We start from the raw sequence: 14,346 nt of genomic DNA, 5'->3' as shown, positions 1-14,346 counted from the left end.
GCCTCGCGGCTTGTGTGTGTTAAGGCGGATTGATAACTAGCGTGGGGGAAATCGTTGCTTTTGTTAGATATTGTCGAAAAAAAGCCCCGCATAAAGCAGGGCTTGTTTGTTGACGCAAGATTAGCCGCGCAACCAGGAATCAACGGTAGCTGCACCGTACTGTTCCTTCCAGGCTTTCAGGCCACGGTGGTTGCCGCCCTTGGTTTCGATCAGTTCACCGGTGTGCGGGTTTTGATAAACCTTGACCACGCGAGCACGGCGGGTTTTTGGTGCGGCGGACACTTGCAAGCCGGACTTGGACGGGTTCGGATCGAGGATGGCGATGATGTCTTTCAGGCCTTTGCCGTAGGTTTTCATCAGCCCCTGGAGCTTTTCTTCGAATTCGATTTCTTTCTTGAGCCCGGCATCGTTCTTCAGCGATTCCAGCTGCTTGAGCTGTTCCTGAAGGGCCTTTTCAGCTGCACGAAATTCAGCGAGTCTGGACAATATCTTTACTCCAATAGTGTGTTTGGCTGATACCAACCGCAAACAAAGCTATAAGCCAAGAGCCTTGAAGCGACTCGGTGATAATGGCTCACCTGCCAATCTTGCACAGGCTGAAAAAATTGTAGTAGTTAATGCGCCAAGAGTAAATCCTGATCTTGTCGTCATGTAACAACAGTGGTGTTTTGTATCAATTTGGTGCGTCCGATCGCAGTGCCGGGGTTAATTTGTTTTTAGTTAATGGTGACTTAATGCATCGATGAAGTCGGCGCCGGGCATGGGTTTTCCGAACAGATAGCCCTGCAGGAAGTTGACGTGGTGTGCAGTCAGATAGTCAGCCTGTGCCTGAGTTTCTACACCTTCGGCAACAATACCCAGGTCGAGCTTGGCCGAGAGCTCGATAATCGTGTCCAGAATATGTCGCGATAATGCGTCGATCCCGATCATCGCGACGAAGCTTTGATCAATCTTGAGAAAGTCCACATTGAATTTGCGCAGGTAACCCAGGCTTGAATGCCCGGTGCCAAAGTCGTCGATGGCGATCATCACACCCAGCGTATGCAACTGCTCGAACAGTTGGTGCGTGATGTCGCTCGGCTCGATCAGCTCACGCTCGGTCAACTCCAGCACCAGGCTGATGCTGCCGGGTGCGAACGCAGCGAGAAACTCGCGACAGTCTTCGACCAGTTGCAGATCGTGACAGTGACTGGCGGTGATGTTGATACCGATGTGAAACGGTTTGTTGAAACCTGCAGACAACGGGCCGAGCAGGGCGGCAGTCTGCTGCATCAGGGCGCGGGTCATGGGCACGATCAGGCCCGAATGTTCGGCAAACGGGATAAACATGTCCGGGCGCACCAGACCTTCTTTCGGATGTTTCCAGCGCATCAGCACTTCGGCACCGGACCACTTTTTACTGTCGCCATGCACCACTGGCTGGAAATAAGGGATGAACTCGCCTGCCTCCAGAGCGCGCAGCATTTCATGGCTGGGTGAGGTGGAGCGCCGCTGCAGGACGTGGCCGATAGCACCGGAGATGATCCCGAAAAAAATCAGCAGGCTGAACAGCGGCGGGTATTCGTCGGCCATATAACGCCAGGTTTCGCCCTGCGGGAAGCCTGCGGCGACGCTGAAGGCATAGCGCGAAGACACCAACATACTTTGTGCCACCGGCAACGGCGGCAGGTTGCCTTGATGCACCTTGCCATCGGCGGACAGCCAGTTGTCGCCAACCTGCAGCACCAGCAGCGTCTGTCGGCCAATCAGGCGCAGGACGTTGCTCAGGTGATAGCCATCGAGCGTGGTCAGCGCGCCGCCGCGACCTTCGCTGAGCCGATACACCAGCAGCGCGGTGTTGGGCGTAACGGGATTGCCGTTCATCAACCACAGCTTGCCTTGGGTGTAGTCGCCCGGGTTCACGGCTTCCTTGTACTCACCGAACAGCGAGCTGCAATAGAGATTGTTGTCCCACACCAGATTGGTCGAGCGCACGAAAGGCCGACGGGTCACCTGTTCACGCAACGCCAGTTTGACGCTGTCGCAGGGCTGGCCGGCCAATGGCAGCAGATCGCTGGCGGCCTGGGCGGTGTTGTCGAGCATCAGTTCGACCTGACGCAACGCCTCATCGGCGGTGTTTTGCGTGCTCTGCTGCAAGGTGCGCTCGGCTTGCATATACAGAATCCCCGTGCCCAGAAGCACCGGCAGCAGGGCGCAAAGCAGGGTCACAATCATGCGCACGCTACGTTTGCGGCGGGGTCTGACAGTCAACGGCATGGGCACATCCTGTTGCAATGGAAGGGGAAACTCTCGAATGCAGGCCTGGCAACGGCGCGCCTGTGAAACACCGCGGAGTCAAGAGGCATGATAGATGGCCGTTGGCGCTTGCGCTGCTCAAGGCGAGTTGAGCTGCGTGGCGAGTTCGATACAGGCTCAGCTTGTTTACCTGTGCAACAAACCCCTTGCACCGATGCGAAAAAGGCGGATTTTATAGAGAGGGCAGACAACCCTATTTACGCTGTGTAGAATCGGGTTACGCATACAATAATAATCGTCTTCTGGCAGCAGAAGCCTCGCCCGCAAGAGCCTTGGGTCGACAATGAAGATATTCGGGTTTCAACTGATCTACGGTGACTTCCTCGCCCGCAGTGTGCGAGGCATCTCCTGCGCACCACCCAGCGATCTCAGCATTACTGACAAATAACCCTGGTTAATTGATAAGAATGATGAGGCGTCACCATGGCAGATTTATACGAAAACCCAATGGGCCTGATGGGCTTTGAGTTCATCGAGTTCGCATCGCCGACTCCTGGCACCCTGGAGCCGATCTTCGAGATCATGGGCTTCACCAAGGTCGCAACCCACCGCTCCAAGAACGTGCACCTGTACCGTCAGGGCGCGATCAATCTGATCCTCAACAACGAACCCAATAGCGTCGCTTCGTACTTCGCGGCCGAACACGGCCCGTCGGTGTGTGGCATGGCGTTCCGCGTCAAGGATTCGCAAAAGGCCTACAGCCGCGCGCTGGAACTCGGCGCCCAGCCGATCCACATCGAAACCGGCCCGATGGAACTCAACCTGCCAGCGATCAAAGGCATCGGCGGTGCGCCGCTGTACCTGATTGACCGTTTCGGCGAAGGCAGTTCGATCTACGACATCGACTTCGTGTTCATCGAAGGCGTTGATCGCAATCCGGTCGGTGCCGGCCTGAAGATCATCGATCACCTGACCCACAACGTGTATCGCGGGCGTATGGCTTACTGGGCCAACTTCTACGAGAAGCTGTTCAACTTCCGCGAGATCCGCTACTTCGACATCAAAGGCGAATACACCGGCCTGACCTCGAAAGCGATGACCGCACCGGACGGCATGATCCGCATCCCGCTGAACGAAGAGTCGTCCAAGGGCGCCGGGCAGATCGAAGAGTTCCTGATGCAGTTCAACGGCGAGGGCATCCAGCACGTGGCGTTCCTCACCGACGACCTGATCAAGACCTGGGATCAGTTGAAGAAGATCGGCATGCGCTTCATGACCGCGCCGCCGGACACCTACTACGAAATGCTCGAAGGCCGTCTGCCGAACCACGGCGAGCCGGTGGATCAACTGCAATCGCGGGGTATCCTGCTCGACGGTTCGTCGAACCCGGACGACAAGCGTCTGCTGCTGCAGATCTTCTCGGAAACCCTGATGGGCCCGGTATTCTTCGAATTCATCCAGCGTAAAGGCGATGATGGTTTCGGCGAGGGCAACTTCAAGGCCCTGTTCGAATCGATCGAGCGTGATCAGGTGCGTCGTGGTGTGCTGACCACCGAGTAATCCGCCACTAGAATGAAAAAGTCCCGGCTTGCAGTCATGCACAGCCGGGATTTTTTTGCGTCAGCAAAACTGTGGGAGCGGGCTTGCTCGCGAATTCGGTCTTTCGTTCAAGGTCTTTGTTGACTGACCTGACGCTTTCGCGAGCAAGCCCGCTCCCACAGTAGTCTTGTATTGCTTTTAAGAGCGGCGTTGTCGCATCAAGTGCTTGAAGCCTTCGAAGATCAGCACCAAAACGGCCAGCCAGATCGGAATGTAGGTCAGCCACTCGCCGGCCTTGATGCTTTCACCGAGCAACAGCGCCACACCGAGTAGCAGCACCGGTTCCACATAACTGAGCAAACCAAACAGGCTGAACGGCAACAAGCGGCTGGCGATGATGTAGACCACCAGCGCCGAAGCACTGATGAGGCCGAGCAGCGGAATCAGCCACAGCAGCCCCGGATACTGATCGAACACGCCAAAGCCTTGCTCGCCACCGCGTACAAACCAGTAGGCCACCGGCAGCATCAGCGTCATGTCGACCCATAGACCGCCAAGGTTGTCAGTCTTCAAGCGTTTGCGCAGCACGAAGTACAGTGGATACCCGACCACGACGACCAGCGTCGCCCAGGAAAAACCGCCGACCTGATACAGCTCGTTCGCCACACCCAGGATTGCAAAGAACACCGCGATTTTCTGCAGGTACGACAGGCTGTCGCCGTACACAATGCGCCCGGTCAGCACCATCGCCAGCGGCAACAGGAAATAACCCAGCGACACGTCGAGGCTGTAGCCATTGAGCGGCGCCCACATGAACAGCCACAACTGCACGCCGAGCAAACCGGCCGAAACGATCAGGCCGCCGATCAGCTTCGGATAGCCCGCAACCCGCCGCAGCAGCTCCAGTACCCGCCGCCATTCACCGGACACCAGCATGAACACGGTCATGCACGGCACCGTCAGCAGCATCCGCCAGCCGAAAATCTCTACGCCGCTCAACGGGGTGAGCAGCGAGGTGTAGTAATACATGACGGCAAACAGCACCGAGGCTGAAACCGATAGAGCGATACCTTTAGACAAACTGTCCTCGCGGGTGGGTGATCAAACAGGGCGCGCAGGATACGTGGTTTTTGTGCTGAATATTGGCCGAGTGCTCATTATTTCCAACATGCACATCGGCGCCGCCCCCTCACCAGCGTAGTCAGTGGATTCGGGCAGAGCCCGAAATCCTTAGCGGGTTCGCGGGCATTACTGTTGTGCTTTCAACGGATTTGCGAAGTGCTCGATGTACATCTGACCAAACCGGTAAGAGGCGTAATCGGTCAAGTGGCCGATGTCACGGTAGACCGGCAGGCCGTCGACGGTCGTCGCGCAACCGGCCTGCGCGCATTGCACGCTTTTCGGATCGATCACCAGCAAGCTCGGGTATTCGGACTTCAATTCATTCAACAGCCTGGCCAATACCGGTTCTTCACTGCCTGACCAGGGTGTCGTGGCGCAGGCGCGGCTTTGCTCGGTACTGCCCAGCGTGCCGCGCAACTTGACCTGCTTCGACAGGCATTCGTTGATCCCCGCCGGCATTCGCAGCGTGCTCAGCAAAAAGACCGGAGTTGCACCTGACTTGACGATAATGTCCAGTGCTTCGCGGATCGCCACCCCCAAGCGTTGGTGAGATAACTCAAGGCTGCGAGGGTCATCCAGGCGGGTAACAACGGCGTCGCTCAGATACGCCTCCCAGATCTGGCCGATGATCACGTACTGAAAGTGATGGCTGGCCACGATGTCGTAGTAACGTTGAGTGGCATCGTGGCACTTTTGATACAGCGCGTTCTTGTATTTGTACCAGTTGTACAAATAGACACCGGGCATCGTCAGGCACGCCGGGTAAGCCTGGGCGAGTACTGAAAGGTTGGCATCTTTGGCCAGTGATTCGACAAAACCCCAATACTGGTTCGAATAGGAATCCCCCATCAGGAACGCGTTGGGCGTGTCCCGCACAGCACCGAATACGCAGCCGGGATCAGCACCGTCGCTGACACCCAGGCAACCCTCCCGGGCAGGCGGAATGGCGGCGCTCAGGGTGTCGAACTGGCTGCTGTAGGCGTGGCCGAAGCGCAATGGCCAACCGTCATGTTTCTCGCCCGCTGCGTGCAGCAGCGACAGGCTGACCGCCGGCACGACCATCAACCAGAGCAGTGTCTTGCCAAACCGTACGCTTGTTCTGCGAAACCGGTTTTCAACCAGTACATAGGAGGCGTAGCCGATGATGAAGGTGGCGATGAAATAAACGGTCGTCAGCAGCGGAGTCAGGGCAAGGCCCATGTAATTCATCACCGCGAGGATTGGCCAGTGCCACAAGTACAGCGAGTACGAGAGCGTGCCAATCAACACCAGCGGTTTGAACGCCAATAATTTGGAGGTCAGGCTGTTATCGCCGATACCGCGAAAGAGCAGCACTGCGGTGGCGAGGCACACGACAATGGCGTGGTAACCGGGAAAGCCAGACAGGATGCCTTCTCGGGTGGCGCAGTAGAAGATCGTGGCCAGCGCCAGCACACAGACCAACGTGGCACTTGTGCGATTGAGCCTGAAGTTTTGCGCACTGAAGATGACGGCGCAGGAGCCGATCATCAATTCGAAGATTCGAGCGGTGAAGAAGTAGTAGTTCTTGTCGGGGTAGGCGCGGGATAGATAGAGCGCGAGCGCCATCGCCGCCAGGGTCAAGCCCAATACCGTCGCCTTGAACACGCTTTTCGCCACATACCGGTCGAGCAGCCAGATACCCAGCGGCAAGGCCAGATACCACTGCCATTCGATGGCCAGTGACCAGGTGTGCAGCAACGGCAAGCTTGCGGCATCGGGTGTGGCATAGCCGGTGGTGACTTTTGAGAAGTACTGGTTGGAAATGATTAACGAGGTGTACTTTTCGCTCTTGAGAAATTCGACATAGTCATTGGGCAAGTACAGCAATGTCGTGGCGATCAGTGTGGCAATCAGCAGTGCAATCACCGCCGGTTGCAGGCGCCAGATGCGCCGGTTGTAAAACCCGGCAAAACTGAATGTACCGTTGTCCAGCGACTTCATGATGATCGAGGTCGTCAGGTAGCCCGAGATCACGAAGAAGATATCGACGCCAATAAAACCCGACGGAAACAACGCCAGGCCGCCGTGAAAAATCAAGACAAGCAGCACAGCGATTGCGCGCAGGCCGTCGACATCCGCACGGTATTGCAGTGAAGGTTTCCCATCTCCGGAGACGGCCCCTGCCAGCGGCGAAGCGTGCGTGGTCGATGCGTCCTTGTTGCCAATTACTTTGAACAGCATCCCGCGCAGAGGCTTGCACGCTAACTGAAGAGGGCGGTTGAACATCATTTATCCCGGGCCATTTGCACACGATCAATCAGCGTTTTCCATTTGATCGCACTTGGTTCAATGAAAAAAAACAGCCGATTGTATCGGCTGTTGTACAACGAGGGAAAAACTTATGGCTGGCGCGGTTTACGGCCCGACACAAAATGGCTCACATCGTTGAACCCCGGTGTCGACGCGTGCCCCGGTGTCACCAGCGAATCGATAAACGCTTCATCCTCCGCCGTGATTTTCACCGCTTGCGCCTTGGTGTACGCGTCCCACTGTTGTTCGGTGCGCGGGCCGACGATCGCCGAAGTCACGGCGCTGTTGTTCAGCACCCAGGCAATCGCGAACTCGACGATGCCCACGCCACGGCCCTGGGTATATTGCTGAATCTGCTGGGCAATGCGCAGCGATTCCACCCGCCATTCGGTTTCCAGAATGCGTTTGTCCTGGCGCCCGGCGCGGCTGTTGGCGTCCGGGGTCACATCGGGTGCGTATTTGCCGCTGAGCACGCCACGGGCCAGCGGGCTGTAAGGCACCACACCGAGACCGTAGGTTTGCGCAGCGGTGATCTGCTCGGTCTCGGCCTGGCGGTTGACGATGTTGTACAGCGGCTGGCTGATCACCGGGCGATCGACACCCAACTGGTCAGCGATACGAATCACCTCGGCAATGCGCCAGCCGCGATAGTTCGACAGGCCCCAGTAGCGAATCTTGCCCTGGCGAATCAGATCGCCAATCGCCGACACGGTGACTTCCAGCGGCGTGTTGTGGTCTTCGCGGTGCAGGTAATAGATGTCGAGGTAGTCGGTGCCGAGGCGCGTCAGGCTGGCCTCCAGACCATTGAAGATGTGCTTGCGGCTCAAGCCGCTGCGGTTCGGCACGCCGTCCGCCGGGCCGAATCCGACCTTGGTCGCCAGTACCCATTCGTGACGGTGTCGGGCGATCGCCTCGCCGACGATTTCCTCCGAACGGCCGTTGGTGTAGACGTCGGCGGTGTCGATGAAATTGATGCCCTGATCCCAGGCCTTGTGGATGATGCGCAGCGAATCCTCTGCGCTGGTCTGCTCGCCAAACATCATCGTGCCGAGGGTGAGGGTGGACACCTGCAACCCCGAGTGCCCCAGTGTGCGGTAGCTCATGCCGAAATCCTTTTGTCGGTGGGAAAACTCCAATCAAATACCAGAAGCATCCCACGGGGCAAAGTGAATTATCGGCTGAGCAATCCGCCTGCAATAAACAAGGGCAAAAAAGATCGCAGCGTGTTTACGCCCGCAACGTGCGCGTCATGCGCAGCGCCAGCAAGCTCCCGCCGACGATCACCCCCGCCAGCAGATACAACGCCGCATCGGTCGAACCGGTGCTGTCCTTGACCCAACCCACCAGGTACGGGCTGAGGAAACCGGCCATCTGCCCCATCGAGTTGATCAAGGCCAGACCTCCCGCCGCCGCGCCCGCGCTCAACATCGCGGTCGGCACCGGCCAGAACATCGGCAGACCGGTCAGCGCGCCCATGGTGGCAATGGTCAGACCGAGGATGGCGATGGCCGGGTTGGCGGCGAAATTCACCGCAATCACCAGGCCGATGGCGCCCATCAGCATCGGCACAACAAGGTGCCAGCGACGTTCTTTGCGCAAGTCCGCCGAACGCCCCACCAGCAGCATGAACACCGCCGCCAGCAGATACGGAATCGCGCTCAGCCAGCCGATCACCAGGTTGTCGCTGAAACCGAGGTTCTTGATGATCGACGGCAGCCAGAAGTTGATCGCGTACACGCCGCTCTGGATGCAGAAGTAGATCAGGCCGAAGGCCCAGATCGCCGGGTTCTTGAACACCGCGAGCAGCGAGTCAGAGGTGGTTTTCGGTTTGTTCGCCAGGTCTTCGGCCTGATCCGCCTCAAGCACCGCGCGTTCATGCGGGCTTAGCCACTTGGCGTTGGCAAAGCTGTCGCTCAGCAGGAAATAGGCGAGGGCGCCGAGGATGACCGTCGGAATACCTTGCAGCAGAAACATCCACTGCCAGCCCGCCAGTCCACCTTGCCCGGCGGCGAAGTGGTTGAGGATCCAGCCGGAAAACGGACTGCCGAGCAGGCCGGAAACCGGGATCGCCGACATGAACAGCGCCATGATCCGCCCACGGCGGAACGTCGGGAACCACTGCGAGAGGTAGAGCACCACGCCCGGGAAGAACCCGGCTTCGGCCGCACCGGTAAACAGGCGCAGGGTGTAGAACTGGGTCGGCGTGGTGACGAACAACAGGCAGGTCGACAGCGTGCCCCAAGTGATCATCATCACGGCAATCCAGCGTCTCGGACCGAACTTGGTCAGCGCCAGGTTGCTCGGCACGCCGCACAGCACGTAGCCGATGAAGAAGATCCCGGCACCGAGGCCGTACACGGTTTCGCTGAACTTCAGCGCGTCGAGCATCTGCAGCTTGGCAAATCCAACGTTGACCCGGTCGAGGTAGTTGAACAGGTAGCAGATGAAAATGAAGGGAATCAAACGCAGGGTGATGCGTTTGTAGACGGCGTTTTTACCGGCGTCGATGGTCTGGGTAGCTGCGGCGCTCTGCGACATGGCGGCTCTCTCTTTATTATGATTTTTTGCGATGCACAGGTTAACGTTGATCGCCCTGAGAGTCTCGGCCACCTGTGGCCGGATTGTCTTTGTGCCTGAGCACAGGGTTTGCCGCCAGACCCTGTGCGGGTGAACAACCGTCCGCGCCTGTTTTAAAGGATTCTAGTCGTTATGTTCGAACTCGATCACGATCTTGCCCAGGATATCGTCGACCGGGCCATGGCCATTTTGCCCTACAACGTCAACGTCATGGACAGTCAGGGTCTGATCCTCGGCAGTGGTGAGCCGGAGCGCATCAACACCCGTCACGAAGGTGCGCAACTGGTGCTGGCCAACGGTCGGGTGGTGGAGATCGACGCGCAAACCGCTGTGCATCTGAAAGGTGTGCAGCCGGGGATCAACCTGCCGCTGTTGCTCGATCAGCGCTTGATCGGTGTACTCGGAATCACCGGCGAACCTGAGCAACTGCGCACCTACGCCGAGTTGGTGCGCATGACTGCGGAAATGCTGGTCGGCCAGCGCAATCAGCAGGCCGAGCAGCAATGGCGGCGCCAGCGTTGCGATGACCTGCTGGCGTTGCTGTTGAGCGAAGCGGGGGACTCGCCACGCTTGGTAGATGAGGCGCAGCAACTGGGCCTCAAACCGCAACTGACCCGGGTGCCGTATCTGTTCGAACTGGGTCTGGAGCACGGGCCGGGGCAGACCGTCGAGGCGTTGAGCGCATGGCTGACCTCGCGGTATCCGGATAGCTGGTGCGTGAGTTCGGCCAAGTCATCGCTGCTGTGGTGTCGGCCGGCGGGGCAGACGGTTGAGCATGATCGTCTGCTGGAAAAGCTTGATGGCCTGGGCTGGAACATTCTGCGCATCGCCGTTGGCGGGCAGGCGGACGGGTTGGCAGGGTTGCGCCGCTGTTATCGGCGGGTCGGCGATCTGCTTGCCTATGGCCGGGACGTGTTGCCGCACTCGCGATTGCTGACCCTCAATCGCTATCGTCTGCCGGTGATGCTCTGGCGCCATCGCAACGATGATGCGCTGGATGAATTGCTCAAACCGTTGCGCAAGGTCATCGCCAAGGACGGCAACGGCCAGTTGCTCGCGACCCTGCGCAGTTGGTGTGAGCATGATGGGCAGAGCCAGGCGTGCGCCGATGCATTGGGCATTCATCGCAACAGTCTGCGTTACCGGATGGAGCGGATTGCCGAGTTGAGCGGGGTTGATCCGTTGCGGCTGGACGGGATGTTGGCGTTGTACCTTGGCGTACAGTTGTTGCCGCAGACTGATCCGGGTTGATTGGGTGTTTTCACCGACGCCTTCGCGAGCAAGCCCGCTCCCACAGGAGGAACGCATTCCAGGGTGGGAGCGGGCTTGCTCGCGAAGAGGCCGGTACATCCAGCGCATATCTCGCTGGGCTTTTGTATAAATGAACAACAATCGCCACCCCCGCTTGTGCAGCGGACAGGCGTCAATGCGCATGCCGACTGGCAGCATGAGGAGCATTGGAACTGGAGAATTCGCATGAAAATCGTCATCGCCCCCGATTCGTTCAAGGACAGCCTGAGTGCCCAAGGCGTTGCCGAGGCCATTGCGCTGGGGCTGGCGCAAGTCTGGCCGCAGGCGACATTGGTCAAGTGCCCGATGGCCGACGGTGGCGAGGGCACAGTGGAGTCGATTCTTGCCGCGTGTGAAGGTGAACTGCGCCGCACCCGGGTGCGCGGCCCGCTGGGTACACCGGTCGACGCCGCATGGGGCTGGCTGCCGCACAACCACACTGCGATCATCGAAATGGCTGAGGCCAGTGGTTTGCAACTGGTGCCTACGGGGCAGCGCGATGCCTGTATCACCAGCACCTTCGGCACCGGTGAACTGATTCGCGCCGCGCTGGATGCCGGCGCGCAACGGGTAATTCTGGCGATCGGCGGCAGCGCCACCAACGACGGCGGCGCCGGCGCCATGCAGGCGCTCGGGGTGAAATTGCTCGATGCGCAAGGCCAAGCGCTGGTGCCGGGCGGTCTGGCATTGGCGCAACTGGCGCGACTGGACCTGAGCGAGCTGGATCCGCGTCTGGCCCGAGTGCGCTTCGACATCGCCGCCGACGTCAACAATCCGCTGTGCGGGCCGCACGGTGCCTCGGCCATTTTCGGCCCGCAAAAGGGCGCGTCACCGGCACAGGTACAACAACTGGATCAGGCGCTGGGACACTTCGCCGAGCTCTGCGCGCATGCGTTGGGCAAGGACGTCCGCGAAGAGCCGGGCAGCGGTGCGGCAGGTGGATTGGGCTTTGCGGCGAAGGCGTTTCTCGGTGCGCAATTTCAGGCCGGCGTTGAAGTGGTGGCCGAGTTGGTGGGGCTGGCCGAAGCGGTTAATGGCGCGGATCTGGTGATCACTGGCGAAGGCCGTTTCGACGCCCAGACCTTGCGCGGCAAGACCCCGTTCGGCGTGGCGCGAATCGCCAAGCAACACAATGTCCCGGTTATCGTCATCGCCGGGACCTTGGGCGAGGGTTATCAGGAACTTTACGGCCACGGCATCGATGCGGCATTCGCCGTGACCAGCGGCCCGATGACCCTGGAACAGGCCTGTGCCGAAGCCCCGCGCCTGTTGCGCGAACGGGCGACTGACATTGCCCGGGTCTGGCAGATGGCCAAACTCAATAGCTGACGCCCTGAAGATGTTGTGGCGAGGGAGCTTGCTCCCGCTCGGCTGCGCAGCAGTCGTCAACCCGCCTGATGCGGAGAAACTGATGATACGTGGTGGCAGGTTATAGGGCCGCTTCGCAGCCCAGCGGGAGCAAGCTCCCTCGCCACAGAAGTAGGGCAAGCTTCAACGGTGTTTCAGTGCTGAAACACCTTGAAAAATATTTTCGCTTTACACGAAATCTTCCTAAAGCCCAGCCGATACAGAGATCAGGCGCACACAGATTCCCTCGAATGGTGACGCCGGACTGAGCCCGCCCCAGGGGTCAGTGATGACGGCAAGGACGCTCGCAGCTACCTCTATCCGAGAGTCCAACCATGTCCTTGCGTAACCTGAATATCGCGCCCCGTGCCTTCCTCGGTTTTGCCTTTATCGCCTTGCTGGTGATTGTCCTTGGTGTGTTCGCCGTCAACCGCATGTCGACTATCCGCCAGGCTTCCATCGACATGGAGACCAATCAACTGCCCAGCGTTGCCTACCTTGGCGTGGTGACGGAAAACGTTCTGCGCCTGCGGATTCTGTCGTTCCGGATTCTGGTCAACCGCGACCCGGCAGGTCTGCAAGAAGCGCAAACACGTATCGGCGTACTGGTGGACAAGGTGCGCAGTGCTCAAGCCAGTTACGCCGCGTTGCCGGCAGAGGGCGAGGAACGTGCGTTGTATCAGACGTTCGCGACCACGCTCGACAACTATCTGCAAGCGCAAAACCAGATGATGGAGCTGTCGCGTCAGGACAAGGTCGACGAGATGCGCACCTTGATCAACACGCGGATCAAGGACGGCACCGACCAGATGGGCGAACAGCTCAACAAGCTGATCGCGATCAACGCGGCGGGTGCGAAAGTCGCCTCCAATCAGGCCGGTGAGCATTACGATAGCGCCATTACCGGCATCATCATCGTCGCTGTGGTGGCGGCACTCGCCACGGTACTGCTGGCCCTGCTGCTGACCCGCAGCATCGTCACCCCATTGAACCGTGCCGTACAGGCTGCGCAAACCATCGCTGGCGGCAACTTGACCCAGTCGATCGAAGTTGACGGCAAAGACGAAGCCACCCAACTGCTGCAAGCCCTGTCCACGATGCAGATCAACCTGCGCAAAACCATCGAACAGATCGCCGGTTCCGCCACCCAACTCGGCGCCGCGGCCGAAGAGTTGAGCGCTGTCACCGAGGAAGCCTCCCGTGGTCTGCAACAGCAGAACAACGAGATCGAACAGGCCGCCACCGCCGTCAACGAAATGACCGCCGCCGTGGAAGAGGTGGCACGCAACGCGGTGTCGACGTCCGAAGCGTCGAACCAGTCGACTCAGGCCGCCCGCGAAGGCCGCGATCAAGTGGTGAAGACCGTCGACGCGATCCAGACCATGACCCATGACGTGCAGAGCACCGCGCAAATGATCGAAGGCCTCGCCGCGCAGGGCCGCGACATCGGCAAAGTGCTGGACGTGATCCGCGCCATTGCCGAACAGACCAACCTGCTGGCCCTCAACGCGGCGATCGAAGCGGCGCGTGCCGGTGAGGCCGGACGCGGTTTCGCCGTGGTGGCGGACGAGGTGCGCGCTTTGGCTCATCGCACCGCGCAATCGACCCAGGAAATCGAAAAAATGGTCGCCGGCATCCAGAACGGCACCGGCGAAGCGGTTTCGTCGATGCAGCAAAGCAACCAGCGCACCCAGACCACCCTGGAAATGGCCCGCGCTGCCGGTGTGGCGCTGGAACAGATCACCCAGTCGATCCACCAGATCAACGAACGCAACCTGGTCATCGCCAGTGCCTCTGAAGAACAGGCGCAGGTCTCGCGTGAGGTCGACCGCAACCTGGTCAACATCCGTGATCTGGCCACGCAATCGGCCGCCGGGGCCAACCAGACCAGCGCCGCCACTCATGAGCTGTCGCGTCTGGCGGTGGATTTGAATGCCATGGTGGCGCGTTTTGTGATTTGAGATA

10 protein-coding genes are annotated in these 14,346 nt (G+C 59.2%); 4 read left to right on the top strand and 6 right to left on the bottom strand.

Translation table 11 applies throughout. From position 1 onward, the window contains the following. Nucleotides 1-120 precede the first annotated feature (120 nt). Both LCH64_RS02735 and LCH64_RS02730 read right to left on the bottom strand, forming a co-directional pair. Nucleotides 121-486 (bottom strand): histone-like nucleoid-structuring protein, MvaT/MvaU family, encoded by a 366-nt coding sequence (locus LCH64_RS02735; RefSeq protein ID WP_003224630.1) that lies wholly within the window; start codon nucleotides 484-486, stop codon nucleotides 121-123. Nucleotides 487-720: 234 nt separating this feature from the next. Next, nucleotides 721-2,256, bottom strand: a complete 1,536-nt coding sequence (locus LCH64_RS02730) for an EAL domain-containing protein (RefSeq protein ID WP_226499415.1) — start codon at nucleotides 2,254-2,256, stop codon at nucleotides 721-723. A gap of 462 nt (nucleotides 2,257-2,718) precedes the next feature. On the opposite strand from LCH64_RS02730, the gene hppD reads away from it, so the two are divergent. Further along, a complete protein-coding gene (hppD, locus tag LCH64_RS02725; protein WP_226499414.1) occupies nucleotides 2,719-3,795 on the top strand; it encodes a 4-hydroxyphenylpyruvate dioxygenase in 1,077 nt (358 codons plus the stop codon). Between the two features lie 177 nt (nucleotides 3,796-3,972). On the opposite strand, the gene rarD is transcribed toward hppD, so the two are convergent. From rarD to LCH64_RS02700, 4 genes are all read right to left on the bottom strand, one after another. Further along, nucleotides 3,973-4,854: an EamA family transporter RarD gene (rarD, locus tag LCH64_RS02715; protein WP_226499413.1), complete on the bottom strand. Its 882-nt coding sequence runs from the start codon at nucleotides 4,852-4,854 to the stop codon at nucleotides 3,973-3,975. Between the two features lie 168 nt (nucleotides 4,855-5,022). After that, the gene (locus tag LCH64_RS02710; protein ID WP_226499412.1) at nucleotides 5,023-7,098 is read right to left on the bottom strand and encodes an acyltransferase family protein; all 2,076 of its coding nucleotides are present in this window, start codon (nucleotides 7,096-7,098) and stop codon (nucleotides 5,023-5,025) included. Between the two features lie 158 nt (nucleotides 7,099-7,256). Beyond that, nucleotides 7,257-8,270, bottom strand: a complete 1,014-nt coding sequence (locus LCH64_RS02705; protein ID WP_103483344.1) for an aldo/keto reductase — start codon at nucleotides 8,268-8,270, stop codon at nucleotides 7,257-7,259. Between the two features lie 124 nt (nucleotides 8,271-8,394). Further along, nucleotides 8,395-9,705: an MFS transporter gene (locus LCH64_RS02700; protein ID WP_003224640.1), complete on the bottom strand. Its 1,311-nt coding sequence runs from the start codon at nucleotides 9,703-9,705 to the stop codon at nucleotides 8,395-8,397. 171 nt (nucleotides 9,706-9,876) lie between these two features. Between LCH64_RS02700 and LCH64_RS02695 the strand changes: the two genes are divergently transcribed. The 3 genes from LCH64_RS02695 (at nucleotide 9,877) to LCH64_RS02685 (ending at nucleotide 14,342) form a co-directional block, all read left to right on the top strand. Beyond that, nucleotides 9,877-10,995 carry a sugar diacid recognition domain-containing protein gene (locus LCH64_RS02695; RefSeq protein WP_226499411.1) on the top strand — a complete coding sequence of 373 codons (1,119 nt, stop codon included), beginning with the start codon at nucleotides 9,877-9,879 and terminating at the stop codon, nucleotides 10,993-10,995. A gap of 225 nt (nucleotides 10,996-11,220) precedes the next feature. Next, a complete protein-coding gene (locus LCH64_RS02690; protein WP_226499410.1) occupies nucleotides 11,221-12,363 on the top strand; it encodes a glycerate kinase in 1,143 nt (380 codons plus the stop codon). A gap of 353 nt (nucleotides 12,364-12,716) precedes the next feature. Then, complete coding sequence (locus LCH64_RS02685) at nucleotides 12,717-14,342, top strand: methyl-accepting chemotaxis protein (RefSeq protein ID WP_226499409.1); 1,626 nt, start codon at nucleotides 12,717-12,719, stop codon at nucleotides 14,340-14,342. Nucleotides 14,343-14,346: the final 4 nt, after the last annotated feature.

The sequence above is a fragment of the Pseudomonas sp. MWU16-30322 genome (assembly GCF_020515535.1).
GTDB classification, from domain to species: Bacteria; Pseudomonadota; Gammaproteobacteria; order Pseudomonadales; family Pseudomonadaceae; genus Aquipseudomonas; species Aquipseudomonas fluorescens_H.
This window is presented reverse-complemented; position numbering and strand designations above follow the sequence as displayed.

Coding starts and splice junctions, on each gene's coding strand:
- LCH64_RS02695 (WP_226499411.1), top strand. CDS start 9,877: ATGTTCGAACTCGATCACGATCTTGCCCAGGATATCGTCGACCGGGCC.
- LCH64_RS02705 (WP_103483344.1), bottom strand. CDS start 8,270: ATGAGCTACCGCACACTGGGGCACTCGGGGTTGCAGGTGTCCACCCTC.
- LCH64_RS02690 (WP_226499410.1), top strand. CDS start 11,221: ATGAAAATCGTCATCGCCCCCGATTCGTTCAAGGACAGCCTGAGTGCC.
- hppD (WP_226499414.1), top strand. CDS start 2,719: ATGGCAGATTTATACGAAAACCCAATGGGCCTGATGGGCTTTGAGTTC.
- LCH64_RS02685 (WP_226499409.1), top strand. CDS start 12,717: ATGTCCTTGCGTAACCTGAATATCGCGCCCCGTGCCTTCCTCGGTTTT.
- LCH64_RS02700 (WP_003224640.1), bottom strand. CDS start 9,705: ATGTCGCAGAGCGCCGCAGCTACCCAGACCATCGACGCCGGTAAAAAC.
- LCH64_RS02730 (WP_226499415.1), bottom strand. CDS start 2,256: ATGCCGTTGACTGTCAGACCCCGCCGCAAACGTAGCGTGCGCATGATT.
- LCH64_RS02710 (WP_226499412.1), bottom strand. CDS start 7,098: ATGCTGTTCAAAGTAATTGGCAACAAGGACGCATCGACCACGCACGCT.